The sequence below is a fragment of the Streptomyces sp. NPDC096324 genome (genome assembly GCF_044763015.1).
Taxonomy (GTDB): Bacteria; Actinomycetota; Actinomycetes; order Streptomycetales; family Streptomycetaceae; genus Streptomyces.
The window spans coordinates 426,352-450,470 of the sequence record NZ_JBIWFK010000009.1; the positions used below are offsets into that span (position 1 = coordinate 426,352).

A 24,119-nucleotide genomic window follows, 5' to 3' on the forward strand; every position below is an offset into this window, starting at 1 on the left:
CGGGCGGCCGGCGGGCCACCTCCGCGAAATCAGTGCATGACAAAAGTATGTCCAGGGGTCATGATCCATCGCATGCAGCCCGATCCTCTGCCCCTCGAAGGCATCACCGTCGTCGCCGTCGAACAAGCCGTCGCCGCGCCCTTCGCGACCCGGCAGCTCGCCGATCTCGGCGCCCGGGTCGTCAAGGTCGAGCGGATCGACGGCGGGGACTTCGCGCGCGGCTACGACACCGCGGCCCAGGGCCTGGCCTCACACTTCGTGTGGTGCAACCGGGGCAAGGAGTCCGTCGCCCTCGATCTGAAGGACCCGCGCGGGCTCGACGTCGTACGCCGTCTCGTCGCGGACGCGGACGTGTTCGTGCAGAACCTCGCCCAGGGGGCGGCGGCGCGACTGGGCCTGGACGCGGCGACCCTGTGTGCCGAGCATCCCCGGCTGATCGCCGTGGACATCTCCGGCTACGGGCCGTCCGGACCGTACGCGGGCAAGCGGGCCTACGACATGCTCGTGCAGTGCGAGGCGGGGCTCGTCTCGGTGACCGGGACGCCCGAGCAGCCGGTGAAGGCGGGCATCCCGGCCGCGGACATCGCGGCGGCCATGTACGCGTTCTCGGGGGTCCTCGCGGCGCTGGTGCGGCGCGGCACGACCGGGCGCGGGGGCCCGGTCGAGGTGTCGATGCTGGACGCGCTCGCGGAGTGGATGGGTCATCCGCTGCACCACGCGATGCACGACGGAACCCCGCCGGCCCGTACGGGCCTCGCCCACGCCGTCATCGTTCCCTACGACGCCTATTCGACGGCTGACGGCGGGCACGTGCTGTTGTCGGTGCAGAACGACCGCGAGTGGCGGCGGCTCGCCCAGCAGGTGGTGGGGCGGCCCGAGGCGGCCGACGATCCGCGCTTCGCGACGAACGCGGCGCGGGTGGCCCATCGGGAGAGGGTGGACGCCCTGGTCGGCGAGGCACTGGGCAAGCTCGGCGCCGACGAGGCGGTGGCCCGTCTGGAGGCCGCGGGCATCGCCTGCGCCCGGCTGCGGGACGTCATGGAGGTGGCGGAGCATCCGCAGCTCGCGGCCCGGAACCGCTGGCGGGACGTGGGATCGCCGGCCGGGCCGCTGCGGGCACTGCTGCCTCCGATCACGCTGCCGGGCGGGGCGGAGGCGCGCATGGGGTCCGTACCGCGGCTCGGCGAGCACACGGGGGTGGTGTTGCGGGCGCTGGGCATGACGGACGCGGACGTCGCCGAGCTGCGGCGGGACGGAGTGGTGCGCTGAACCTCACGGCCCGGTGAAGGTGGTGACCCGCGCTCCGGAGGTGGTGATCACCGGGCACCGCCGCCCGCCGTGGGGATGACGGACGCGGAAGGGCGGCGGTGCGCCGGTGCGGTGGAGTCGCCGGAGCGCGGGTCGAGAAGGCCGGTACCGACAGCGGTCAGCGGTCGCCGAACAGCGAGCGCCGCAGCCGCCTGAGCGGAGCGAAGAGCGAGACCCGCCGCACGCGCGCACCCCTGGAGCCGCTGTCGTGCGCGTGGTCGCGGGTCGTGAGCTCACGCATCAGCGACGTCGCCTCGACCGTCTCACGCTGCGGTATGGCGGGGCCGCCGAGCACCGCGAGATGTCGGTCGAGGCGCGAACTCGTCGCGCTGCTCCCGCACGTGATCGCAGGGACGCGTGCCCTGCTGTGCACCGTTATCTGTTCCATGTCACTCCCCACCCGTACAAGTCCACCCGGCCCGGGCAGACTAACCCTATCGCCCCCTCGCGGCGCGCGTGTATCTCGGACAAAGGATTCACCTTCCCCGTAAGGGGGTTGACGGTTACTCTCCGAATCCAACCGTTTCCAGGGCGAGTTGGACAACAGGCGAGGTTGTGGGCTGTTCTGAGCCGCCGTGAGGTTCGACGGTCACAGCGAGTGACGTCGCGCTCGGGTTCAGTCCGTCGGCGACGAGGGGCGTGTCGCCGTCGAAGAGACCGAGGGAACGCGGTTTCTCGTTGGGGCGCATGAGCCACAGCTGATGAACGCGACCGCCGGAGGGCGTGCCGAGTCCGCTCAGTGTCACGACGGCGCGCCGCTCCGACGCGGAGGCCACTACTCCGATTCCGCGCCCCCGCGCGTCCCGTTCACCGGTCGCCCGCGCGTCCGGCGCCGCGAGAACGTGTGCGATCTCACGCGCCTGGGCACGCTCCTGGTTCAGGTCGTCGCGTGCCTGGGTCGCCTGCACGGCGAAGAGCGCGGCGACGACGAGGGCCGCCGCGGCCGTGGCGGTGGCGAGCGGGGCGAACAGCGGACGGAACCGGGGAGCACGCGCACGCGCGGGCTGATGGGAGGGCCGTACGCGGGGCACTTCCCGCCCGGCCGGATCCTGGGGTGTCGTCCGTATCGCGGTCAGCACTCGCGCGCGCAGCGCGGCCGGCGGGGCCGCCGCCGTGGACCAGGCGAGCCGTACCGCGTCCTCCGTCAGCGCCCGCACCTCCTCGGCACAGCGGTCACAGCCCTTCAGATGGCGTTCGAAGCGGCGTTTCTCGTCGCCCTCCAGCGCGTCGAGGGCGTAGGGGGCGGCGAGCGAGTGCAGATCGCGGCCCAGCAGTCGGTCGAGGACGCTCATGCGGCACCCCCCTCTCTTCCGTTCGGATCACGGCCCGGCAGGCCGTCGGTGGCGTTCACGCGACTCCTCCCAGGCAATCGCGCAGGCGGGTGAGCCCGTCGCGCATACGGGTCTTGACGGTGCCGAGCGGCACGGAGAGCCGCTCGGCGACCTCTCGGTAGGTGTAGCCGTCGTAGTAGGCGAGCGTGACGGACTGCCGCTGCAGGGCGGTGAGCCGGTCGAGGCAGCGGCGGACCCACTCGCGTTCGAGCCCGGCCTCGACCTCCTCGGCGACCTGGTCGAAGGCGGGGTGGTGGCTCCGCTGGCCCTCGCGCTGCTCGCGTTCGGTGGCCGCGCGGGCACTGCGCACCCGGTCGACGGCACGACGGTGCGCGAGCGTGAGGATCCAGGACAGCGCGCTGCCGCGCCGGGGGTCGAACCGCGTCGCGGAGCGCCAGAGTTCGAGCAGGACCTCCTGCGACACCTCCTCCGACTGCGCGGGGTCCCGCACCACACGGCGCACCAGTCCGAACACCGGCCCGGACACCAGTCCGTACAGCTCTTCGAACGCCTTCTGGTCGCCTCCGGCCACCAGTACCAGTAGTTCGTCAGCCTCCACCCGTCCCCCTCTGCGGCCGTGCACGGACCGTCCTTTCCCTTACGTCTTCGCAGCGAACCTGTCTACGGATGGGTTACGGATCAGCAAGCCGAAAACGCGTGTCCCGCGCTGATCAGTTCCGGTGTCCGCGACCGGTCGGTCCACCCCGCCGGCCGAAGAAGCCGCCCCGTCAGATGAAACAAGCCGAGAGAACCGCCGTAAAGACGTTTGGGATTCGACCAATCCACCCCGGCGACCGCTCCGAATGGCGTGCGTCAGGCAAGTTGGACAGAGGACGGACGGCATGACACCTATCTCCAGGAGCGGCGCGGGTCGCAGGACTCTCGCGACCCTCGTATGCGGTGCGCTGGCTGCCGGGGGGCTCGCGGCCGCCGGTGCGACGGCGCTGGCGCCGGGGGCGGCCTCCGCCTCCAGCCACCGGGAGGCCCCGCTGATCTCGGGCACTCCCCAGTACGACAACACGGACGTGTACGCCTTCGTCAGCCCGGACAAGCCGGACACGACGACGATCGTGGCGAACTGGATCCCCTTCGAGGAGCCCGCGGGCGGACCGAACTTCTACACGTTCGCCGACGACGCCCAGTACGACATCCACATCGACAACAACGGTGACGCGCAAGGCGAGTTGATCTACCGCTACACCTTCAAGACGCACCGCAAGAACGGCGACACGTTCCTCTACAACACGGGTCCGGTCACCAGCCTCGACGACCCGGACCTCAACATCACGCAGACGTACGACATCGACCTGCTGCGGCTGCACAACCAGCGGCTGGTGTCGAAGACCAAGGTCGCGGACGACGTCCCGGTCGCTCCGTCCAACGTCGGCAAGGCGTCGATGCCGGACTACGCGAAGCTGCGTCACCACGCGATCTCCAAGCTCGCGGGCGGCACGACGACGTTCGCCGGCCAGGCGGACGACCCGTTCTTCCTGGACCTGCGCGTCTTCGACCTGCTGTACGGCGGGAACCTGAGCGAGGTCGGACGGGACACCCTCAAGGGCTACAACGTCAACTCCATAGCCCTGCAGGTCCCGAACGACATGATCCGTGAGTCGGAGGGCCAGCCGATCGTCGGCATCTGGTCCACCACGCAGCGCAGGGACGCCCGCGGCCACTACAGCCAGGTCTCGCGTCTCGGCATGCCGCTGGTCAACGAGGTCGTCAACCCGCAGAAGGACAAGGACAAGTTCAACGCGTCCGCGCCCTGGGAGGACGCCCAGTTCCTGAAGAACGTGACCAACCCGGAGCTGCCGAAGCTCATCGAGGGGATCTACAAGATCAAGGCTCCGGCCGAGCCCCGTAACGACCTGGTCGACGTGTTCCTCAAGGGCGTCAAGGGCCTCAACCAGCCGCCGCACGTGCGTCCGGCGGAGGAACTGCGTCTCAACACCTCGATCAAGCCGACGATGCACCCCAAGCGGCTCGGTGTCCTCGACGGTGACAACGCGGGCTTCCCGAACGGACGCCGGCTCACGGACGACGTGATCGACGCCTCGCTCCAGGTCGTCGAGGGTGAACTGGTCGGCTCGAAGAACGACTTGGGCGACGCGGTCGACAAGAACGACAAGGGCTTCGAGAAGTCGTTCCCGTACGTGGCCGAGCCGACCTCGGGTTCGCGCGGCGCGCTCGCCAAGGGCACGACCAGCGGGACCGACGTGCGCAGCCAGCTCGGCGACGCGCTGCAGCCGGCCGGCAGCGGCTCCGGTGGCGGGACCGACACCGTGCTGATCGCGGGCTCCGCCGCGGCGGGCGCCGCGGGCATCCTGCTCATCGGCTCCGGTCTGCTGTGGTGGCGCCGCCGGATGTACAACCGGGCGTACTGACCCGGCGCCGGGTGCAGTGACCTGGCACCCGGCCCGTTGACCCGGTGCCGGGCCTTCCGACCCGGCTCACCTACTGGCGCGGCCCGCACGCAGTTCGACCCCCCACGGTGCGGGCCGCGCCGCCTCACCCCCCACAACGACCGTTCCACCAAGGACTTTGAGGAGTGGGCATGTCCCCGCGTACGAACGACAACGCGACGCCGGACGCCGAGAGGGCCACGCCCGACGAGAACACCGTGGGGGCCACGCCCGCCGAGAAGACCACGGAGGCGACTTCGGCAGAGGAGAGCGCTGAGGCGACTCCGGCCGAGGAGACCAGGACCGGCTTGGAAACTCCCTCGGCCCCGGCCGAGGAGACCACGGCAGGCTTGGAAACTCCTTCGACCCCGGCCGGCCCGGCGGCCGCCTCGACCCCGGCCGGCCCGGAAGCCCCGGTGCCCGTGCCCGGCGCGGACACCCACGCCGAGGACCCCGTCGGGGACGGCGGCGACGAGCGGGTGGCCGCCGTGCGCCGGGTCTCGCAGGCGCAACGCCGTTGGCGGGCCGCTCAACTCGGCTTCTGCGCGGCCGCGTTGGCCGTCGCCATGACGGCTGGCGCCGTGGTGCTCGGCGCGCTGAGGGACGGCGCGACGACTCCCGCCGTCGCGGCCGTGTCCAACGGCGTGTCACCGCAACTGCTCGCGAGCGGCGACCTCGACGCGAGCGTCCTCTCCCTCCAGGCCCATCTCCGTTCCCAGCCGGCGGACTTCGGCGGCTGGTCCACGCTCGGTCTCGCCTATGTCGAGCAGGCCCGCACCAAGGGCGACCCCTCGCGCTATCCCCAGGCGCAGAAGGCGCTCGACAGGTCCCTGAAGCTGCGCCCCGACTACGATCCCGCCCTCGCCGGCCGGGCCGCCCTCGCCGCCGCCCGGCACGACTTCACCGGCGCCCTGAAGTACGCGGACCTCGCGCTGAAGCAGAACCCCTACAGCGAACGCGCCCTGTCCTCCCGTATCGACGCCCTCGTCGAACTCGGGCGCTACGACGAGGCGTCGAAGGCGGCCGACCTGGCGGACTCGCGCCGCCCCGGCGTCCCGGTCTTCACCCGGTACGCCTACGTCCACGAGCTGCGCGGCGACGTGAAGACCGCCCGGCGGGTCCTGGAGCAGGCGCTCGCGACGGCCACCAGCCGCGGCGACATCTCGTACGTCGCGTCCGCGCTCGGCCAACTCGCCTGGAACCAGGGCGACTACGACTCCGCCCTCACCTACTACGCACGCGCGCTGGCCGCCGACGACACCTACCTCCCCGCCCTCGAGGGCCGGGCCCGCACCCAGGCCGCCAAGGGCGACCGCGCGGCGGCGATCAAGGGGATGGAACTGGTCGTGCAGCGCTACCCGCTGCCTCAACCCCTCGTTGAGCTCGGGGAGTTGTACGAGGCCCGCGGCGCGGCGGGCGACGCGCGGAAGGCCCGCGACCAGTACACGCTGGTGAACGCCTGGATCTCCCTCGCCCACGCCTACGGCGTCAACGCCGACCTCGACACCGCCCTGGCGGCCGCCGACCACGGCGACCACGAGGCGGCGCTCACGGCGGCCCGCGCCGAGTGGGCCCGCCGCCACACCGTGCACACCGCGGACGCGCTCGGCTGGGCCCTGCATGTGTCGGGCCGCGACGCCGAGGCCCTGCCGTACGCGCGCCGGGCCACGGCGACGGGCTACCGCAACGCCTCCTTCCTCTACCACCTCGGCGTCATCGAGAAGGCCACCGGCCACACCGACAAGGCCCGCACCGCGCTCAAGGCGGCCCTGGACCTGAACCCGGGCTTCTCGCCGCTGGCCGCCCGCGAGGCCCGAAAGGCACTGGAGGCCACCAAGTGAGGGCGCCCCGGTTCCTCGCCCTGTGCGGCACGGTCCTGACCGCGGCCTGTGCCCTCGTGCTGGTCCCCTCCGGGCCGGCCGACGCCCATCCGCTCGGCAACTTCACGGTCAACCGCTACGACGGGCTCGTCGCCGCCCCCGGGCAGTTGCGCGTCGATCACGTCGAGGACCTGGCCGAGATCCCCGCCACCCAGGCCAAGCCGGACATCAAGCGGCTCGGCATGGCCGACTGGGCCCGGCAGCGGTGCGAGACCGCCGCGCACGGCAGCGAGGTCACGGTGAACGGTCGGGCGGTGACGCTGACCGCGGGCGCGAGCACGGCACGCCTGCGGCCGGGCCAGGCGGGACTCGACACCCTGCGCGTCGAGTGCCGACTGACGGCGCCGCTGTCCGGCGAGGGCGCGCTCACCGTGGGCTTCCACGGCGCGGGCACCGATCACGGTCCCGGCTGGCGCGAGATCACCGCCCGGGGCGACCGGATGACGCTCACCTCCTCGGACGTACCGCGGAAATCCGTCTCGGCGGAGCTGACCCAGTACCCGAAGGCACTGCTCTCCTCGCCCGCCGACACCGCCACCGCCTCGCTGCGGATCCGGCCCGGCGGTCCCGCCCTCGTCGAGGAGCGGCGCGAGGCCCCCGCCGCCTCCGTGCTCCCGCGCGGTGCCGACCGCTGGACCCAGGCCCTGAACAACCTGGTGGCCCGCCATGACCTCACCTTCGGCTTCGCCGCCCTCGCTCTGGTCATCGCCGTGGGCCTGGGCGCGATGCACGCGCTCGCGCCCGGCCACGGCAAGACCCTGATGGCCGCGACGGCGGCCGCGCGCGGGGGCCGGGCCCGGTTCAAGGACGTGCTGCCGCTGGCCGCCTCGGTGACGGTCACCCACACCCTCGGAGTGGTCGCGCTCGGCCTGCTGGTCACCGCGGGCTCCGCGGCCGCCCCCTCCGTGATCGCCTGGCTGGGCGTGTCCAGCGGCGTCCTCGTCATGGGCGCGGGCGCCACACTCCTGCGCCGGGCCTGGCGCACCCGGCCCTCCGCACACGCCCCCGGTCATGACCACGGGCACGGGCATGACGCCGGGCACGGGCATGACCATGGGCACGAGCACGGACATGACCATGGGCATGACGCCGGGCACGGACATGGCCACGGCCCCGCGCACGATCACGACCACACGCCGGCTCACGGTCACGACCACGGTCACGCGCACGAACACGAACACGACAACGGCCGGGATCAGGCTCCGGCCCATCCCCATCCCCACGACCACAACCACGGACCGGGTCACGCACACGACCATGAGCACCCGCCCGTCCCCGCGCACACGCACGACCACGACCACGCGCACGGCCATGACCACGTGGACGCCGCGCGTCCCCTGGTCCTGGCTCATGCCACCGCGTCCGCCACGACCGGCACCCTCACAGCGACGGCGACGGCGACAGCGCCCCGACCCCACGCCCACCCGCACCCGCACCCGCACGACCCCGGCCACGACCACAGCCACGGCCAGGTGCACGACCACGACCACAGCCACGACCACCGCTCGGCCGGCACCCCCCACTCCCCCACCCTCGAACACACCCACGGAGGCTTCACCCACACCCACGAGATCGCGCCCACCGTCCGTGGCACGATCCTGCTCGGCTTCGCCGGTGGCCTGGTGCCCAGCCCGTCGGCGGTCGTCGTCCTCGTGGGCGCCACGGCGCTCGGACAGGCCTGGTTCGGCCTTCTTCTCGTCCTCGCGTACGGCGTCGGACTCGCCCTGACGCTGACAGCGGCCGGGTTCGCCGTCGTCAAGCTCGGCAGCGGCGTGAACCGCGCCCTCGCCGGACGCCAACGATGGGCCGGGGGCCGCCTCGTCACCCTCGTCCGCAGGTTCGCGCCCCTCGGCTCGGCGCTGATCGTCGTGACGCTCGGGGCCGGATTGGTGCTCAAGGGGGCGGCATCCGTACTCGGCTGAGCTACTTTTGGGGAGAAATCGCGCGGATGCGAATGGGGGACGCACGTGTCCGAAGATCCGGGCAGTGAACGTGTGATCGCGGGGCGCTACCGGCTGCTCTCGCCGTTGGGCGAGGGCGGCATGGGCACGGTGTGGCGCGCTCGCGACGAAGTGCTGCAACGCGAGGTCGCCGTGAAGGAGGTCCGCGCCCCGCACGGGCTTCCCGATTCCGAGATCGAGCGGATGTACGCGCGTCTGGAGCGGGAGGCGTGGGCGGCCGCCCGGGTCTCCCACCGCAATGTCGTCACGGTGTACGACGTGGCCATGGAGGACGGCCGCCCGTGGATCGTGATGGAGCTGATCCGCGGGATCGCCCTCTCCGATCTGCTGGACGCCGAGGGTCCGTTGGATCCGCAGCGCGCCGCCCACATCGGCGCCGAGGTCCTCGCCGCGCTGCGCGCCGCGCACGAGGCGGGGGTCCTGCACCGGGACGTCAAGCCGGGCAACGTGCTGATGGCGAACGACGGACGGGTCGTCCTGACGGACTTCGGCATCGCGACGGTCGAGGGCAGCTCCGCCCTGACCATGACGGGCGAGGTCATCGGGTCGCCGGAATTCCTCGCCCCGGAGCGGGCGTTGGGGCGTACCCCCGGCCCCGAGTCGGATCTGTGGTCGCTCGGCGTACTGCTGTACGCGGCGGTCGAGGGCAACTCGCCCTTCCGGCAGCCCACTCCGCTGAGCACCCTGCGGGCCATCGTCGACGAACCGCTGCCGCCGCCCCGTCGCGCCGGCCCGCTCGCTCCCGTCCTCGACGGGCTGCTCGCCAAGGACCCGGCCGAGCGGACGAGCGCGGACTCGGCCGAGCGCGAGCTGCGCGTGGTCGCGGCGGGCGGTACGGCGCCCACACGTCGTATGGGCTCCACCGGCGCCACGACGCGCTCGTCCCAGGCGCCGACGATCGGGGCGTTCGGCGTGCCGGCGCCGTCCTCCGCGACGCCGCCCCAGGGGTTCGGTCCGCCTCCCGCGACCCTGCCCTCGGCCACCCCGGCGGCGGAGCCCGACCGCAACCGCCGGGCGGCCGTCGCCATCGTCGCGGGCCTGGTCGCGCTGGCACTCGCTCTCGGCGGACTGACGTACGCCCTGCTGAACAAGGGCGACGGTGACGGCGGGAACACCGGGCAGGGGAACAGCAGCAGCGGGGGCACCGGCACCACCGACAGCGGTACCTCGGGCGGCAGGAAGAGCGAGAGCGCCACCGCCGGTGCGACCGGCGGCCGGAGCCCCTCCAGCAGCGCTCCGGAGACCGGGAGTTCGACCACCGCGCCACCCGCGCAGTCCGTCCACGTCACGGTCGTGGGACATCACACCGACTACCGGGGCTCCTGTCCGCCGCCGAGTGCCGAAGCCCCCTCGTTCACGGCGACGTTCACGGTGGGCCGTGTCCCGGTGGATGTCGAGTACCGCTGGGTGACGAAGACCGGCGAGGTGACCGATCCGGGCTGGAAGACACTGTCGTTCCCCGCGAGCGGCGGCAGGACGCAGCAGAAGACGGTGGTGGCGACGACGTACGACACGAGCGGGGAGTTCGCCAACTCGATCAGCGTGGAGGTGCGCAGCCCGGTGCGCGTGACCTCCGACTCCGTTCCGTTCACCATCACGTGTGAGACGGAGACCCCGACGGACGGGGCCTCCGCATCCGTGTCCGCCACTCCCTGAGGGGCGGGCGGTGGGGCCCTGGCAGGGCGGGCGTTCTCCCTGCCGGGGCGGGTGTTCTCTCGAAGGGTTCCGGGGTGGGGGCCCGGAGTCCGGGGTGGGGGCCCGGAGGTCAGACGGCTCCGGAGAAGGCCGGCAGGTAGCCGCCGGAGTGACCGCTCGCGGTCGGGTGGTACGACACGCCGATGTCCAGCCAGTTCAGGCTGTGCAGCCAGGCGCTGCCGGAGCAGATCTCGTGGCCGGTGAAGTTGCCCCTGACGTCCGCGAAGGTGAAGCCGTGGGCGGCGGCACGAGTGGCGATCGCGCTGTCCAGGTAGTCGGCCGCGCCGTTGATGGCGGACCGTTCGGTGTCCGAAAGTCCGGTCAGGCAGCTTCCGTTGAGCTTGTAGAAGCGGGGGTAGCCGATGACGACCACGTGGGCGGCCGGGGCCTTCGCGCTGATGGCCGAGTAGACCGAGTCGAGCTTGCCGGGGAGCGTGGAGTCGACGTACGCCTTCGCCGTGGCGATGCGTGAGAGGCAGGAACTCTCGGACTGCAGAACGCAGGTCGTCATGACGTCCGAGAAGCCGGCGTCGTTGCCGCCGATGGTGATCGAGACGAGCCCCGTGGAGGAGCTGAGCGGGCCGAGCTGATTCGCCGTGACATCACCCGTACGAGCGCCGGAGCAAGCGGTGAAGTCGAACGACGACGGTGAATGCGCGGCGTTCCAGAGATAGGGGTACGCCTTCGTGCTGCGGTCGCAGTCGCCGCTGGAGCTGATGTAGCTGCCCGCGCCGACACCGGAGGAATACGAGTCACCGAGCGCCACATAGCCGGTGGCCGCCGCGGTTTGCGCCTGAGCCGCTGCCGCCCCGGTGAGGGCGAGGCCGGCGGCCAGGAGGAGTGAGGTCATGTATGCCGAAAATCTGGGACGTCTCATGGAACCTCCCTTTAGCAGGATCTCTGCCACAACTTTGGTAGCAGCTACGCGTGTTGACCGGAAGTGTCCATGCCAAGACTCTTATGCATCAACGAGCCGGTCCGTCCCCGTTCATCACATATTTCTCGACATGTTCATGTCGGTTGCATGACAGCCGGATGACACGGGAGCGCGACACGTCAACTCCCGTACACCGCACGTGAGATGGGCGGCCGTCTGATCGGGGAGGGCCGTAACGCCCTTGGGGAACAAGCGGGAGGGGATACCCCCGAAGAGCGGGACCGAGCGCGACACACGCGACGCACCGTGGAAACCGGGTGCACGGGGCGCCCGCGTGACAGATCATGGCGACATGTCTGCGAACCCACACGACGCTCTGCCGATCAGGCTCAACGTCGACGACAGCGACTCGCCGTCGGACGTCGTCGACGCGCTGTTCCTCGGTCGCTTCGCGACGGGCGAGCAGCCGCACTCGCACGCGGCGAACATCGACCGCGTACGGTCCGGGGCCACTCTGCTCCCGCCGGGCGCCCGGGTGCTGCGTTCCGCGCGCGACGACGACCGCAGCGCCACCCTCGCCGAGGGCGACGGCTGGACGCTGCTGGTGTCCCGCTGGAACCGCGGTGCCGACGTGACGGTGACGGCGACCAGCGTCGAACTCGCCGAGAAGGTGCTGAAGCAGGCCACGGACGGCGCGGCGGACGAGCCCGAACCGCAGCCGGAGAACGTCACGATGGGCTTCTGGTACGTGTCACCGCGCCGGGGACCGCACCGCACGACCCGGCAGATCTCGGCGGGCACCTGGGAGGAGGTCCGCCCCAACTACACGGCGCCGGTGGCGGACGCCATGGACCACCTGATGAAGACGACGCCGGAGGACATCGCGGGACGGCTGCTCCTGCTCCACGGTCCGCCCGGTACCGGCAAGACCTCCGCCCTGCGCACGCTGGCCCGTTCCTGGCGCGACTGGTGCCAGGTGGACTGCGTGCTGGACCCCGAGCGCCTCTTCTCCGACGTCGGCTATCTGATGGACATCGCGATCGGCGAGGAGGACGGCACCGGCAAGGGCCGCTGGCGGCTCCTGCTCCTGGAGGACTGCGACGAACTGATCCGCGGCGAGGCCAAGCACACCGCCGGCCAGGCCCTGTCCCGGCTGCTCAACCTCACCGACGGACTGCTCGGCCAGGGCCGCAACGTCCTCGTGGGGGTCACCACCAACGAGGACCTGGAGCGCCTCCATCCCGCCGTCGTCCGCCCCGGCCGCTGCCTCGCCCGGATCGAGGTCGGAGCGCTCACCCGCCGCGAGGCGGTGAGCTGGCTGGGTACGGAGGAGGGCGTCTCACGCGAGGGCGCGACCCTCGCGGAGCTGTACGCGCTGCGCCGCGGAACGACCCCGACGTCGGTCCCGGACCAACGCGAGGGCGCGGACGCGGGGCTGTATCTCTGACACTCCGGTCCGGGCAGCACTCCGGACCGGGCCACACTCCGGACCAGGCAGCACCCGGACCGAGCCGCGCTCCGGTCCGGACCGCACTCCGATCCGGGACGCGCGGTCTTGCCCGTGACGCGCGGTCCGGTGGCTAACCGGCGTCCTCGAAAGCCGCTCGCAGGGCGTCCCGTACGGCGGCGAGCGCGGTGTCCTCGGTCAGGCCGAGCCGGCGTGCGCGCTCGGCGTAGGCCTGCGCGGCCGACGCGGCCTCGCGGGACGCGGCGTCCTCGGCGGCGGCCACGAACGTACCGTTGCGGCCCCGCGTCTCGATCACCCCGTCCGACTCCAGCGCCCGGTACGCCTTGGCGACGGTGTTGGCCGCGAGACCGAGCGACTCGGCCAGCCCCCGTACCGTGGGCAGCTTGTAGCCGACCGGCAGCTCACCGGACCGGGCCTGCTCGGAAATCTGGGCGCGCACCTGCTCGTACGGCGCGGCCCCCTCTGCGATGCGGATCTTCAGGGTCACCCGGCGATTGTCCCGTACGCGCGCGAAAATGAGAGGCATCCGCCCGAGGCGCCCGCGTAACGTGCGATCACATGACCGTGATCGTTCGCGAACTCCGGCACGACGACCCGGTGGACGCCGCGGGCTTCGCGCGTGTTCGTCACCAGGCCCTCCCCTTCATGCTCTTCACCCCCGAGTCCATCACCTACGACGTGAAGTACGCCCATCCGGACTCCCACTACCGGCCGTTGCTGGCCGAGGAGGACGGGGAGCTGATCGGCACCGCAACGGTGGGCCTCGTGTACGACAGTCCGGAGCCCGGCCTGGGGAGCCTCAACATCTACGTTCACCCGGAACGGACGGGACGCGGAGCGGGTTCGCTGCTGGCCCGCGCCGCCGAGGAGCGACTGGCCGCCCTGGGCGCGACCCGCCTGCACGCCTGGGTGCTGGACGCGCCCGAGCACCGCGCCTTCGCCGAGAAGCGGGGCTATCGCGCAGCCCGCTCGGCGCACTTCCTCCGCCTCGACCTGGCGAACGGCACCCTGCCCCCGCTCCCGTCCCCACCGGACGGTGTGGAGCTGCGGACCGGAGCGGACTTCGCCGACGACCCCCGACCGCTGTTCCGGCTGGACGCGGAGACGATTCTCGACGAACCGAGCGACACCGAGCGCGAGTTCACGGACTACGACGCCTGGCTGACGGAGACCTGGAACCACCCTCTCCTGAACCGTGACCTCACGTCCGTCGCGCTCGTCGACGGACGCCCGGCGGCGTTCAGCGCGGCCCGCACCGACGGCGGCACCCGCTACGGCACCGTGATGACGGGCACCGCCCGCGCCTTCCGGGGCCGGGGTCTGGCCAAACTCGCCAAGAACCACTCACTGCACCGGGCCCGCGCGGCGGGGTTCACGGACGCGTTCACGGGCAACGACGCCGGCAACGGTCCGATGCTGGCGATCAACACATGGTTCGGTTATGAAATCTGCGCAACGGAGGTGAAGTATGTCCGTGACCTCGGCTGACACGCCCGGCACGTTGGAGGTCGTACTCGTCAAGGCAGGCCGTACGAAGATCAGTTACCCGGCCGAACTGCTCGCGGACGACGGCACCCGGCTGGTCGTGCGTGCCCCCTGGGCGGGAGACGGTGTCCGCGACTTCGGCTTCGTACAGTTCGAGAAGGGCGACATCTTCACCGAGTACTACTGGCGGGACCGCTGGTACTCGGTGAAGGAGGTCCGGGACGCCGCGGGTGAGCGCAAGGGCTGGTACTGCGACATCACTCGTCCGGCCACCGTCTCCGGGGGCCGGCTCGTCGTCGAGGATCTCGACCTCGACCTGTGGCGCTCGGCCGACGGCACGGACGTACGGCGCCTGGACGAGGACGAGTTCGCGGAGAGCGGCCTGGCGACCCGCGACCCGGCCGCGGCGGCCGCCGCCGAGAAGGCCCTGGACGACCTCGAACACCTGGCCCGCGAGGGCGGCTTCGAGGCCCTGCTCGCCTGACGCCTGCCGGGTGGGACTGCCGCGGGCGCCCTCGTCGACGCGCCCCGGCAACCCCGCTCGGCAGCACCCTCCGGACACCGCTCGGAGACGCCGCCCGAGACACCGCTCGGAGACGCCGCCCACGGCCTTCACCGAGCAGTGTCACTCCGCGACCGGCCCCGCACCATGCGCGACAACGCCCCATGGCGCGACACCGCGCCCGAACGGCACCGCGCCATGGACAGCGTGGACAGCGCCGCTCAGAAGCGGGCCACCACCGCGTACCGCTCGTCCTCCACGTCCCGGCCCCACAGCCGCGCGTCGCCCGACAGCGGCTCCACCCGCAGATCGGCGGGGTCGGGCAGCAGCGGCCGGAGCAGGGTGGCCAGCCGCTCGGCGGATATGCCGACCGGGCTCACGGTCCCCCACACGCCCTCGACGAGCACCAGCCGCCCTCCCGGGCGCAGCAGTCCGCGCCAGTGCCGCAGCACACGTCCGGGATCGGGCAGCGTCCAGAGCACATGGCGGCTGAGCAGGACGTCGAAGCGCTGCTCCCCGACGGGCGGTGCCACCGCGTCGCCGCGGAGGAACACCGCGTCACGGCCGGCCAGCTTGGCGCGGGCCCGGTCGATCATGCCCGGGGCGAGATCGACCCCGGTGACCCTGTGGCCCTGTTCGGACGCCATGAGCGACAGGCTGCCGGTGCCGCAGCCGACGTCGAGGAGATCACCGGGCTTCTCGGGCAGCCAGTCCCGCAGCCGCGCGGCCCAGGCGCCGCGGACCTCGGGGTCGCGCAGCCCGTGGTCGGGCTCCTCGTCGAACGTGCCGGATTCCGCGTCCCAGTCGACGCCCACCCCTGCCTGCGTACCGTCGTCGCTCACCATGCGTTCCACGATGTCACCCACCACTGACAATCGGCCTCGGCCTGCGCGGACGGCCCGCGGGTGACGGCCGCCACAGACAGATCGCGACCGATGAGGAACTCTCCCCGAAAGGGTCTACCTCCGTACGACCGCGGAATCCGGTAGACGCCCGAGGAGGCAGCCATGCGCCGTGTGACCGTGCAGAAGCCCCTGAGGAAGTCGGACTCCCGCCGTGTGCGGGACGAGCCCGACGAGCGCCCCGCCGAGCGCCCGGAGGTCCGGAAGGACATCGCGCGCACCTGGTGGCCGGACGGCTGAGCCGCCGTGCCGTGCCCGGCGGCCGTTCAGCCGGATCGTGGTGAACTCGCGCCGGCGGCTCACGGCCGGTCCCGTCCGGTCAGCCGCTTGCGGTAGTGGATCCGGTCGTACGGTCCGTCGGCGCGCCGCTCGGCGACCTCGTACCCGTATCTCGGGTAGATCTTCTGGTTCTCCCACATCAGCGCGTTGGTGTAGAGCCTGACCTCGTCCAGCCCGAGCGCCCGCGCGTGTTCCTCGACGAAGCGCAGCAGCCGGCCCCCGATGCCCCGGCCGTGGGCATCGGGCCGGACCGCGATGATGTCGAGATACAGATGGTCCGGGCGCTCCTCGACGACCACGAGCCCGAGGACCGGCTCCCCCGTGACGAACACTCGTCCCGCGGCCACGTTCGCCGCGTGGTCCGCTTCCATGGGCACCGGAACGAGCCCGATGCGCTCCACATAGGGCTCGAAGGCGGCGTCGATCACGGCTTTCACGACGGGCACGTCGGCGACGTCGGCCATCCGCACCCCCAACCCCTCTGCCGTCGGCCCGAATTCGCCCGGCGTCTCCGCCATGCCCGCACCCACCTACCTGCCTGATCGCCGTCGCGTACGACTCCTTGTATACCGAACACCGCCCCGAAGCTCCCCGGCCGCGAAGGCTGGAGGCGAGGTGGCGGAGCCGATACTGTCGCCGCGAAGGACGCGAGCACACCATCCTCGGGTGCGCCCGAAATCGCCATCGGTGGAGGAACCGTGTCGCCTGCCGCGGGAAACAGCACTCATGTCTTTCTGAGCGAGACGGAACATCATGGCAGCACGGTCACCGACCCCAAAGGACTGCGGGCGCGGATAGTCCAGAACGCTCTCTTCGCCGAGCGGCTGGTCATCACCGATTCCCAGGTGCTCCACAACGTGGCATTGCGTTCACTCCTCGACGGGCAGACCCCGTCGACCCCCGAATGGCGCGCGGATCTCGCCGAATTGATCAGCTCGGGCATGCTGGTCATCGTGCGACGCGACTCCGCGGGTTCCTTTCGCGAGATCCGGGACGAACACGAGGCGCGCCATGTGGTCGATGTCCCGACCGAGGAATACGCCGAGCTCATGGACGAGATCACCGAAGGGCACATCGCTCCGTACTCGGTGGACAAGGTGAGCGAGGGTTTCAAGCGGAGGACGGCGGACCGTCTGACCGAGCTGATCGGGCCGCCCGACGATTCCTATTCCCGGACCCTGCGTGCCGCGGTGGAATGGATCCACGGCCAGGATCCGCTGTACTACAACTCCCTGCGCGGATGGATCGAGGAGCGGCGGCGAGCGACCCGTGGGGAGACCTCCGAAGTCGCGCTGGAGGCCGTCGAGCGGTCGGCGAACTGGTCCTTCAGGACGTCCTTACCCTCCGTACTGGAGATGCCGGTGGCGTGGGGCACCGTGCGCACGCCGTCCACGGTCGCGCTGCAAGGGGACGCTCCCCAGGGCGAATTGGCCCTGCCCGGTTATGCGCTGAACCCCTTCGTGCTGGCGCGCCTTCCCGCGGGTGTGGTCAACGAAGCCGTCGGGCTCGAATCCCGGAAAGTGGTCGTCGATCAATTCGCGAAGGCTCACAGCGGCCGACCGGTGGACACCGACGCGCTGAGGGATGGCGTCGAAGACTTCTGCATGCACCTCCAGGAAGCCGCGGTCGCCGCCTTCCGGGGCCTCGACGCCGACGCCCTGGCCGCTGTCCGGGACGAGCGGGTCACGGCCAGGCTCCACGTCTCGTCGTCCTCCGTCGCCACGGGAGCCCTCGACACCGCGATCGGCTTGATAAGTTCCGGCTTCAACCCTGCTTCGCTCATGCTGAATCTATTGTCCATGCCGTTCGACATCGCCCAGGACAAGAAGGAGAGGAAACTGAAGAAGGAATCCGAGAGGCTCAAGAACGCCTGGCGGCTCGAGAAGCAACTCCCCGAGCATGAGAAGCTGCTGCGGATCGTCAGTCCGACGGAACCTCCGGAATGAAACGACCGGCCGCTAGTGCTCCCGCGGCCAGGCCAGTGCTGCGGCGGCGATGGTGATCGCACACCGTACTCGCTGCTCCGCGAGGGCCGTCCGCAATTCGGAGGAGCTGAACCAGTCCGGCTCCTCCACCGATTCCATGACGTCCGGTGACCGCCTCCCGAACTCGGGGGTCGCCACAAAGGCCTCGACCACCTCGACGGAAGTCTCGATCAGGCCGGTGTCCGCGTAGAGCACGCCGAGCCGTTTCGTGGTGGTCGCCGTGAGACCGGTCTCTTCGTTCAATTCCCGGGCCGCGGCCTGCTCGACCGACTCGCCGGGCTCCCGGCCTCCCCGCGGGAATTCCCACGACAGATCACCGATCGGATAACGGAAAGCGGGAACGAGAGCGACCGTGTCGCCCCAGCGAGGCACCACGACGACACCCGGCGTCGACCACTTCCATCGAAGATAGCGCCCCGGCTTCCCGTCCGGAGAGACGACAGCGTCGTCATACAGGCTCCCGTAGGCGTTCCGATACACCTCGACGGCCTCTTGCCTCCGGATACGACGTGGTTGCATCGACCGCCTCCGAGAACAGATCCACAAGGCGACATCACATTACATCGGGCGAGCACTCCTGAAGCGGCCCGACAAAAATCCAAGCAGCCCACAACCCACCCGCCACGCACCCCAACTCGCCGGCCACGCACCCCAGCCCGGCCGCCACGCACCCCATCCCTGCCGTCACGGACCTCAACTCCGCCGCCACGGCGGCCCGTCCACGAACCTCCGACGATCAGGGACGGCCCACCAGCACTCCGGCACACGGGGCACCGGCCTCCCCAACCCCCCTTCCTCAGCCCCCCGTTAGCTCTGCCTTAAAGGGACCGTAAGCACCCATAGGCCGATCTAGCGCGTTTCGCGCAGGTCAGAGGCATACCTTCGAGGGATCCCCTGGGTACTGGGAGCCAAACAGGGAGCCACGGTCGAGAAAGTCAGACGGTTTCCCGCCCCTCAGTCACTCTCGCCGTCCTCAGCCGTGTCTCCAAAGATGTGGTCCATGGCTTCCGCGCCCTCGGCGATGACGGGACGCAGTTGCTTGCGATAGACCCTCTCGGTCGTCCCGCTGCCGTTGTGCCCCACGAGCCGCGAGATCACTTCGATCGGGATCCCGTGGTCCGACAGCACAGACACAAAGCTCGTCCGCAGCTCGCGCGGAGTCCATGCCTGCGGATCCTTGAAGCCGGCCTCCTTCAAAAGGGTCCTGAAGTTCCGGCGCACGTTCAGGGCACTGCGACGTTCGCCCGCCGCCGTCGGGAAGACGAGCCGCTCGTCCGTCCACTCCTCGCCGGCCGCGAGGCAGGCGGCCCGCTCGCGGCGCTGGTGAGCCTTCATGACGGCGACAACTTGCTGCGGCATGGCCAGCGAGCGCCGGCTCTTCCGCGTCTTCGTGTCACCGTGCTGGCGCACCGAGCGCCAGACGTCCACGTGCGGCTTCTCGTTCCCTGAGCGGGTGAGGTGGATATGCGACCAGGTCAGGGGCCTCGCTTCCTCCGGCCGAACCCCTACAAGCAGCGAAAGCACCACGTACGCGTGGACCCAGCTACCGTCCTTAGCTCGAAGAACCGCCGCAGCCTGGTCCAGAGACAGCGACTTGCTCGGCCGCCCCGCTCGCCCGTCCGGTACCTCGACCAGATCAGCCATGTTGCGCGCAGCCTTGCCTCGCCGCTGAGCGTGGCTGATCGACCGACGAAGGACTGAGTGAACCATCCTCAATGACTGCGTCGCGAGAACCTCCGCCCTGGCCTCCAACCACTCGTCTAGATCGTCAGCTTCGAGTTCACGCAACTTGGCCTTGCCCAACTGCGGGATGACGTGGTTCTCAGCCAGGCTCTTGTAGGTGTCGACGCTCGTGATTTCCCTGCCCTTGAGGCCCTGGGCGAGCCAGTCAGTCACGGCCTGAGCAACGGTGTAGTTGGCGGGCGTCTTGGCGCCATCGGCCAACTCCCTACGCAGCTCACGGAGCTTCTGCCGAACCTCGGCTTTCGTCTTGCCCGACACCTTCGAGCGGTTGCGCTGGCCGGACGGCGTGTAGCCCAGCGACACGGCGCCGATGTATCGGTTCTTGGACTTGTCCCAGTAGATCGAGTCGTCGCCATGCCCCGCCCTGGCACTCCTCTTGGGCGCCTCCGTCATGTGCTCTCACCTTTCAAAAGAGGCAGGGCCGCACCTGAAGGCGCGGCCCTGCGTCGGAGCTGGATTCAAGCGGCGGCTTCGGCCTCACGCTTGAGGAGTTCGACGTACTGCGCGACGTACTCGGGCGGGACAAGCCGGCGACGGCCAATGCGGACCGTCCGGAGCCGTCCGAGGCGGATCTCCTCATAGATCAGCGACCGGCCGATGCCCAGCGTGGCCGCCGCTTCTTCCGGCCGGTACAGGACCCGCTCGATGTGAGGGGCGAGCGTGGCGCTCATTCCGGAGTGCCTCCTAGCAGGGGGTCTTGAGTGCTTCTCAGGGGTCGCGCCTGTCCGAGGTGCGGATTTCTGCGTCATTGCGTCATCAGCGTCATTCAGGCTTCTGACCTGCGGTTTCCCGTGACGCGGGAGCTAGGGGCTGCGTCATGGCAGCGTCATGGGCTGCGTCATCGGATGACGCAGATGACGCAGGATGACGCAGGGCCCGCCGTCTGCGTCATGGCCGTAGTTGCAGGTCAGGTGCCGTTTTCCGGCCCGCATGACGCAGATGACGCAGCGTCTTCCCTCTTAGGACAAAAGAGGGGGTGTCTGTTGTGGTGCGGTGCCGCTTCAAGCGCGAAGAAGGAGCCGCTGCGCGGCGCACCTCTCGGGCGGCGTTCCGCCGAACAGCAAAAAGAGCACGCGCGCCGCGGCCGGTGCTCTTCTTGCTTGTCCACACGGGCGCGCTGCGGGTCAGAACGCCCGTGCTTGCTCGTGCGGGGGCGCTGTGGCCGTGCGGGTCATTTCGAGGTAGCGGCCCTCGCTGGTGCGGCCGGTGTCGATGAGGACACCGCGAGCGGCCAGCGTCGGCTGGAGGCGCTTGAGCCGGTCGGAGAGGACCTTTCCCGTGGTTGGCCACCCCTTGGGCAGAGCACGCAGTTCCTCGCCGCTGTAGAGGCAACTGAGGCAGTGCAGCCACTCGGTTGAGGTCATTCGCTGCGCCGCGCCCGGCTCGATGGTGTCGGCGTGCCGGAGGACGGTCTGGGCGAGGAGGTCGCCCTCGATCACGTCGTCGTTGAGGTCGTCCAGACTGGCCCGGTAGGCGGTGAGCGCCCCGAGGCCGGTTGCCGCGTCGAGTTGCGCGCAGAGGTGCGCGAAGTCGGCCATCCGCAGGTCGGTTGGGGTCTCCGCCTCCACTGCGCGGACCTTGACGGTCAGGTCCAGGAGCGAGCCGAGGACGACGGGCAGGACTTCGGCGTAGTCCGTCCACAGTTCGGCCTCGGTGCGCCGCACGCGGGGCCGTTCCAGGCGTAGTGGCAGGAGTCGTTCGGCGAGGTCGGGTCGGATGACGCCGACGTCGATGCCGGTGAGGAGCAGGGGGCGGCGATAGCCGACGCGGAAGACGTCCCCGTCGGTGAACAGGGCCCGTTTGACGCTCTCGGCCCCGGTGACGATGCAGCACATCGCGTCGGACAGGTCGGGGGTCATGTGGGAGAGGTTGTCCAGGGCGGTGACCCATCCGGCCGCGACCGCGGCGATCAGGTTCTCCTCGTCCTTCGGGGCCCGGCGCAGGTCACCGCTCATGCCCTCGATGATCCGTACGAGCATCCGCCCGCCGGTGGACTTGCCCGCGCCCTGCGGGCCGGTGAGGAACGGTGCGGGGACAGGAACGGACGGGCCGAGGCAGCCGATCAGCCAGGCGATGGCCAGGCATTCGGTCTCCGCGGTGGCGAAGTTGCACAGCCTCAGCAGGAGGTCGATGCCCTTGCCGTCGGTGTCCTTCATCGGCAAGGGCAGTTCGCCGGTGAGCTGGGTGCGCCGCCAGCAGACTTCACGCGGGTCGGGGGTGAGGATGTCCCAGCCGGCGGGGTGGATGCGGACGGACTGCCCGTCGTTGCGGCCCAGGTCCAGCCACGTCGCCCCGTCAAAACCGGGAGCGACGCGGATGTTCACCGGCTGCACGTCCTCGGTCAGCGCGAGTGCTTCGATCAAGTCCAACGCCTCCTTGAGCGCGGTCCCGTTGAACACGCCGATGCCATCCTTGAACAGGCCGACCATGAGTTCCTGGCGGTGGCTGCCCGTGGTGCCCTGCGAGCGGATCGGACGGGCCACGGGGTGGCCGTTCTTCTGCGCGTACACGGTCCCGTCGGCGGTGCGGAAGTAGCGGAAGTGCTCGTGCGCGTAGTCGGCGATGACCTCGCGGCCGGGGGTCTTCTCGTCGTCGGACATGGTCAGAGTCCCAACCTGGTCAGGGCGTTGGCCCACGCGTCGGTGCAGTGCCGCGGCGATTCGCCCTTGGCCTGCGCGGCGGTGAACAGCCGCGCGGTGTGCGCCTCGGTGAGGCAGCCGCACCTGCCGTGCGTGGACAACACGGCGAGGAACGTCCGGTACACGGTGGCGTGCACCGCCCTGGACGCTGCGGCGATGCGCTGCTCCGCCATGGCGATGCCACGGTCCAGATAGGTCGACGTGCGGTGCGGGCACCGGCCGCCCCCGGTTGGCGAGGGCACCGTGACGGCCGCCGGCCGGATCGTGGCGGGTTCCTTCAGGGTCAGCGCGCGCACCACGTCTGGGAGCGGCGCGATACTGCCGATGCCGGGTCCGAGCCACCGCGCGTATTGCATGGACGACTTGATGTCCACGTCGGGCCGTACGGCGTTGGCGGACTGCATGGCGCCCTGGTAAAGCCAGTGCTGGCCCCGAGTGGTCGGCACGGTCCGTGTGGCGGGCAGGCTGGCACGGGCCCACGCGATGGCTTCGGCGTTGTCGAGGTCCACGACGGTGAGGCGGGCGCCGCCGGGGTGGTAGGCCACCCCCGCCGCGTCGCGCCACGCTCGGGCCCACGTAGGCGAGTTGATGATGCCGGGGTCGGTCGTGGCAGCGGCCCAACCGTGGCACGGGTACGGGCAGAGGCAGGGGCCGGGGGTCTTCATGTTCGGCCGGCCACCGCACGCGCTGTCGGCGCAGGCCGGGCAGTTCCCGAACGGCACTTTCCCCGCCCTCAATGGCAGTACGGGCACGCTGCGCGCCGCGAGGTTGCGGGCGGTGTGCAGGTGGTTGTTCATGCGGCGCTCCGGTCGGTGAGGAGCATTTGGTGGTGGGTGGGGATGGCGTCGATGACGCGTTGGCGCCAGTTCAGGGCGTAGTCGATGCAGTTGGCGCAGTTCTTGTGCGGGTGTCCGGGTAGGGGTGGGCGGCGGCGGGCGTGGGAGCTCCAGGCGGCGGAGTCCGCGGAGGCGAGCAGGTGCCCGACGCGTTCCAGGCCGAGGATTTTGAAGCCGAAGCCGTGCAGACGCAGGCCGTGCGCGGCCATCGCGGTGACGATCGCGGCGCCCTGCCGGGTGGACTGCAACCGGCAGACCGAGCCGAGCCCGACGACCGGTTCGGCCCGCAGGTCGACGCCGGCCCGCTCGTACAGCCCCACGCACCGCTCGTAGGCCGGCACCGTGTCGCCCTGGATCACCGGCGCAATGCGCAGGTCTGGTGCGAGGGAGCGCAGTTCGAGGAAGTTGGCGACGGTGCGGCGCTGGTGCTCAGCGACGGACAGGTGGGTGCCGACGAAGTACTGCCCACCGAACCAACCGCCATTGATGATGGCGTTCTCGCACATCCAGTCCTGCGGTGCAGCCCAGTCATAGGGGCCGACGTGCTCCCAAATACGCCGCAGGTCATCGACATACTGCCGGGGCGAACGGGTCCAGGTGCCGCGGTCCTTCAGCTCCGTGAAGCCGCCGGAGTCGACGGCGTAGGGCCCTTGGGCGATGTCCCACTTGCGGGCGCGGTCGAAATGCTCGGACTTCAAGAACATCGGCACGTCGGTCAGGCGCAGCCAGTGCCGCTTGTGCGTGGTGAGGTAGAACCGCATGTCGTCGGTGGCGGGAGCTCCCGGCGGTAAGGCTCGCGGGACGCTGGTGGGTTGCGTCATGCTGG

General features: G+C 70.6%; 23 protein-coding genes. 10 read left to right on the plus strand and 13 right to left on the minus strand.

Annotated elements, in window-relative coordinates:
* Positions 1–60 precede the first annotated feature (60 nt).
* Positions 61–1,269, plus strand: coding sequence for a CaiB/BaiF CoA-transferase family protein (locus ACIQ7M_RS26850; protein WP_355769761.1), 1,209 nt, complete (start codon positions 61–63; stop codon positions 1,267–1,269).
* Between the two features lie 157 nt (positions 1,270–1,426).
* On the opposite strand, the gene ACIQ7M_RS26855 is transcribed toward ACIQ7M_RS26850, so the two are convergent.
* From ACIQ7M_RS26855 to ACIQ7M_RS26865, 3 genes are all read right to left on the minus strand, one after another.
* Positions 1,427–1,696 (minus strand): hypothetical protein, encoded by a 270-nt coding sequence (locus ACIQ7M_RS26855; protein WP_355769758.1) that lies wholly within the window; start codon positions 1,694–1,696, stop codon positions 1,427–1,429.
* 115 nt (positions 1,697–1,811) lie between these two features.
* On the minus strand, positions 1,812–2,600 hold the full coding sequence (locus ACIQ7M_RS26860) for an anti-sigma factor domain-containing protein (protein WP_389849922.1): 789 nt from the start codon (positions 2,598–2,600) through the stop codon (positions 1,812–1,814).
* 55 nt (positions 2,601–2,655) lie between these two features.
* The gene (locus ACIQ7M_RS26865) at positions 2,656–3,198 is read right to left on the minus strand and encodes a sigma-70 family RNA polymerase sigma factor (RefSeq protein WP_355769754.1); all 543 of its coding nucleotides are present in this window, start codon (positions 3,196–3,198) and stop codon (positions 2,656–2,658) included.
* 283 nt (positions 3,199–3,481) lie between these two features.
* Between ACIQ7M_RS26865 and ACIQ7M_RS26870 the strand changes: the two genes are divergently transcribed.
* From ACIQ7M_RS26870 to ACIQ7M_RS26885, 4 genes are all read left to right on the plus strand, one after another.
* Complete coding sequence (locus tag ACIQ7M_RS26870; protein ID WP_355769751.1) at positions 3,482–5,023, plus strand: DUF4331 domain-containing protein; 1,542 nt, start codon at positions 3,482–3,484, stop codon at positions 5,021–5,023.
* Between the two features lie 170 nt (positions 5,024–5,193).
* Positions 5,194–6,882, plus strand: coding sequence for a tetratricopeptide repeat protein (locus tag ACIQ7M_RS26875; RefSeq protein WP_403648845.1), 1,689 nt, complete (start codon positions 5,194–5,196; stop codon positions 6,880–6,882).
* Positions 6,879–8,843, plus strand: a complete 1,965-nt coding sequence (locus ACIQ7M_RS26880; protein WP_403648848.1) for a nickel transporter — start codon at positions 6,879–6,881, stop codon at positions 8,841–8,843. Before ACIQ7M_RS26875 ends, ACIQ7M_RS26880 begins: the two co-directional genes overlap by 4 nt.
* Positions 8,844–8,888: 45 nt before the next feature.
* Positions 8,889–10,538: a protein kinase gene (locus tag ACIQ7M_RS26885; protein ID WP_403648851.1), complete on the plus strand. Its 1,650-nt coding sequence runs from the start codon at positions 8,889–8,891 to the stop codon at positions 10,536–10,538.
* Positions 10,539–10,647: 109 nt separating this feature from the next.
* On the opposite strand, the gene ACIQ7M_RS26890 is transcribed toward ACIQ7M_RS26885, so the two are convergent.
* Complete coding sequence (locus tag ACIQ7M_RS26890; protein ID WP_355769420.1) at positions 10,648–11,454, minus strand: SGNH/GDSL hydrolase family protein; 807 nt, start codon at positions 11,452–11,454, stop codon at positions 10,648–10,650.
* 352 nt (positions 11,455–11,806) lie between these two features.
* On the opposite strand from ACIQ7M_RS26890, the gene ACIQ7M_RS26895 reads away from it, so the two are divergent.
* Positions 11,807–12,901 carry a DUF5925 domain-containing protein gene (locus tag ACIQ7M_RS26895; protein ID WP_403648855.1) on the plus strand — a complete coding sequence of 365 codons (1,095 nt, stop codon included), beginning with the start codon at positions 11,807–11,809 and terminating at the stop codon, positions 12,899–12,901.
* Positions 12,902–13,034: 133 nt separating this feature from the next.
* Here the strand turns inward: ACIQ7M_RS26895 and ACIQ7M_RS26900 are convergent, their stop codons facing one another.
* Positions 13,035–13,409 (minus strand): GntR family transcriptional regulator, encoded by a 375-nt coding sequence (locus ACIQ7M_RS26900; protein WP_355769415.1) that lies wholly within the window; start codon positions 13,407–13,409, stop codon positions 13,035–13,037.
* A gap of 71 nt (positions 13,410–13,480) precedes the next feature.
* Here ACIQ7M_RS26900 and ACIQ7M_RS26905 point away from each other — a divergent pair, with 71 nt between their 5' ends.
* Positions 13,481–14,410: a GNAT family N-acetyltransferase gene (locus ACIQ7M_RS26905; protein ID WP_403648857.1), complete on the plus strand. Its 930-nt coding sequence runs from the start codon at positions 13,481–13,483 to the stop codon at positions 14,408–14,410.
* A complete protein-coding gene (locus ACIQ7M_RS26910; RefSeq protein ID WP_403648860.1) occupies positions 14,391–14,891 on the plus strand; it encodes a DUF402 domain-containing protein in 501 nt (166 codons plus the stop codon). The genes ACIQ7M_RS26905 and ACIQ7M_RS26910 overlap by 20 nt, the downstream gene beginning before the upstream one ends.
* A gap of 239 nt (positions 14,892–15,130) precedes the next feature.
* On the opposite strand, the gene ACIQ7M_RS26915 is transcribed toward ACIQ7M_RS26910, so the two are convergent.
* Complete coding sequence (locus ACIQ7M_RS26915) at positions 15,131–15,754, minus strand: class I SAM-dependent methyltransferase (protein ID WP_403648863.1); 624 nt, start codon at positions 15,752–15,754, stop codon at positions 15,131–15,133.
* Between the two features lie 162 nt (positions 15,755–15,916).
* On the opposite strand from ACIQ7M_RS26915, the gene ACIQ7M_RS26920 reads away from it, so the two are divergent.
* Complete coding sequence (locus ACIQ7M_RS26920; RefSeq protein ID WP_263974428.1) at positions 15,917–16,051, plus strand: hypothetical protein; 135 nt, start codon at positions 15,917–15,919, stop codon at positions 16,049–16,051.
* 59 nt (positions 16,052–16,110) lie between these two features.
* On the opposite strand, the gene ACIQ7M_RS26925 is transcribed toward ACIQ7M_RS26920, so the two are convergent.
* On the minus strand, positions 16,111–16,608 hold the full coding sequence (locus tag ACIQ7M_RS26925; RefSeq protein ID WP_403648866.1) for a GNAT family N-acetyltransferase: 498 nt from the start codon (positions 16,606–16,608) through the stop codon (positions 16,111–16,113).
* 180 nt (positions 16,609–16,788) lie between these two features.
* Between ACIQ7M_RS26925 and ACIQ7M_RS26930 the strand changes: the two genes are divergently transcribed.
* Complete coding sequence (locus ACIQ7M_RS26930; RefSeq protein ID WP_403648869.1) at positions 16,789–18,036, plus strand: hypothetical protein; 1,248 nt, start codon at positions 16,789–16,791, stop codon at positions 18,034–18,036.
* Between the two features lie 12 nt (positions 18,037–18,048).
* Here the strand turns inward: ACIQ7M_RS26930 and ACIQ7M_RS26935 are convergent, their stop codons facing one another.
* From ACIQ7M_RS26935 to ACIQ7M_RS26960, 6 genes are all read right to left on the minus strand, one after another.
* Positions 18,049–18,594 (minus strand): NUDIX hydrolase, encoded by a 546-nt coding sequence (locus tag ACIQ7M_RS26935; protein WP_403648871.1) that lies wholly within the window; start codon positions 18,592–18,594, stop codon positions 18,049–18,051.
* A 435-nt stretch (positions 18,595–19,029) separates the two neighbouring features.
* Complete coding sequence (gene xerC / locus ACIQ7M_RS26940; protein WP_403648874.1) at positions 19,030–20,211, minus strand: tyrosine recombinase XerC; 1,182 nt, start codon at positions 20,209–20,211, stop codon at positions 19,030–19,032.
* A 65-nt stretch (positions 20,212–20,276) separates the two neighbouring features.
* Positions 20,277–20,489, minus strand: a complete 213-nt coding sequence (locus ACIQ7M_RS26945) for a helix-turn-helix domain-containing protein (protein ID WP_403648877.1) — start codon at positions 20,487–20,489, stop codon at positions 20,277–20,279.
* Positions 20,490–20,942: 453 nt separating this feature from the next.
* Positions 20,943–22,418 (minus strand): ATP-binding protein, encoded by a 1,476-nt coding sequence (locus ACIQ7M_RS26950; protein WP_403648880.1) that lies wholly within the window; start codon positions 22,416–22,418, stop codon positions 20,943–20,945.
* A gap of 2 nt (positions 22,419–22,420) precedes the next feature.
* On the minus strand, positions 22,421–23,254 hold the full coding sequence (locus ACIQ7M_RS26955) for a bifunctional DNA primase/polymerase (protein ID WP_403648883.1): 834 nt from the start codon (positions 23,252–23,254) through the stop codon (positions 22,421–22,423).
* Positions 23,251–24,114: a hypothetical protein gene (locus ACIQ7M_RS26960; RefSeq protein ID WP_403648886.1), complete on the minus strand. Its 864-nt coding sequence runs from the start codon at positions 24,112–24,114 to the stop codon at positions 23,251–23,253. Before ACIQ7M_RS26960 ends, ACIQ7M_RS26955 begins: the two co-directional genes overlap by 4 nt.
* Positions 24,115–24,119 lie beyond the last annotated feature (5 nt).

Excerpts from the sequence above, each read along its gene's own strand:
- ACIQ7M_RS26850 (WP_355769761.1), top strand. The coding sequence starts at position 61 with ATGATCCATCGCATGCAGCCCGATCCTCTGCCCCTCGAAGGCATCACC.
- ACIQ7M_RS26855 (WP_355769758.1), bottom strand. The coding sequence starts at position 1,696 with ATGGAACAGATAACGGTGCACAGCAGGGCACGCGTCCCTGCGATCACG.
- ACIQ7M_RS26860 (WP_389849922.1), bottom strand. The coding sequence starts at position 2,600 with ATGAGCGTCCTCGACCGACTGCTGGGCCGCGATCTGCACTCGCTCGCC.
- ACIQ7M_RS26870 (WP_355769751.1), top strand. The coding sequence starts at position 3,482 with ATGACACCTATCTCCAGGAGCGGCGCGGGTCGCAGGACTCTCGCGACC.
- ACIQ7M_RS26875 (WP_403648845.1), top strand. The coding sequence starts at position 5,194 with ATGTCCCCGCGTACGAACGACAACGCGACGCCGGACGCCGAGAGGGCC.
- ACIQ7M_RS26890 (WP_355769420.1), bottom strand. The coding sequence starts at position 11,454 with ATGAGACGTCCCAGATTTTCGGCATACATGACCTCACTCCTCCTGGCC.
- ACIQ7M_RS26895 (WP_403648855.1), top strand. The coding sequence starts at position 11,807 with ATGTCTGCGAACCCACACGACGCTCTGCCGATCAGGCTCAACGTCGAC.
- ACIQ7M_RS26905 (WP_403648857.1), top strand. The coding sequence starts at position 13,481 with ATGACCGTGATCGTTCGCGAACTCCGGCACGACGACCCGGTGGACGCC.
- ACIQ7M_RS26910 (WP_403648860.1), top strand. The coding sequence starts at position 14,391 with ATGTCCGTGACCTCGGCTGACACGCCCGGCACGTTGGAGGTCGTACTC.
- ACIQ7M_RS26915 (WP_403648863.1), bottom strand. The coding sequence starts at position 15,754 with ATGGTGAGCGACGACGGTACGCAGGCAGGGGTGGGCGTCGACTGGGAC.
- ACIQ7M_RS26920 (WP_263974428.1), top strand. The coding sequence starts at position 15,917 with ATGCGCCGTGTGACCGTGCAGAAGCCCCTGAGGAAGTCGGACTCCCGC.
- ACIQ7M_RS26925 (WP_403648866.1), bottom strand. The coding sequence starts at position 16,608 with ATGGCGGAGACGCCGGGCGAATTCGGGCCGACGGCAGAGGGGTTGGGG.
- ACIQ7M_RS26935 (WP_403648871.1), bottom strand. The coding sequence starts at position 18,594 with ATGCAACCACGTCGTATCCGGAGGCAAGAGGCCGTCGAGGTGTATCGG.
- xerC (WP_403648874.1), bottom strand. The coding sequence starts at position 20,211 with ATGACGGAGGCGCCCAAGAGGAGTGCCAGGGCGGGGCATGGCGACGAC.
- ACIQ7M_RS26945 (WP_403648877.1), bottom strand. The coding sequence starts at position 20,489 with ATGAGCGCCACGCTCGCCCCTCACATCGAGCGGGTCCTGTACCGGCCG.
- ACIQ7M_RS26950 (WP_403648880.1), bottom strand. The coding sequence starts at position 22,418 with ATGTCCGACGACGAGAAGACCCCCGGCCGCGAGGTCATCGCCGACTAC.
- ACIQ7M_RS26955 (WP_403648883.1), bottom strand. The coding sequence starts at position 23,254 with ATGAACAACCACCTGCACACCGCCCGCAACCTCGCGGCGCGCAGCGTG.
- ACIQ7M_RS26960 (WP_403648886.1), bottom strand. The coding sequence starts at position 24,114 with ATGACGCAACCCACCAGCGTCCCGCGAGCCTTACCGCCGGGAGCTCCC.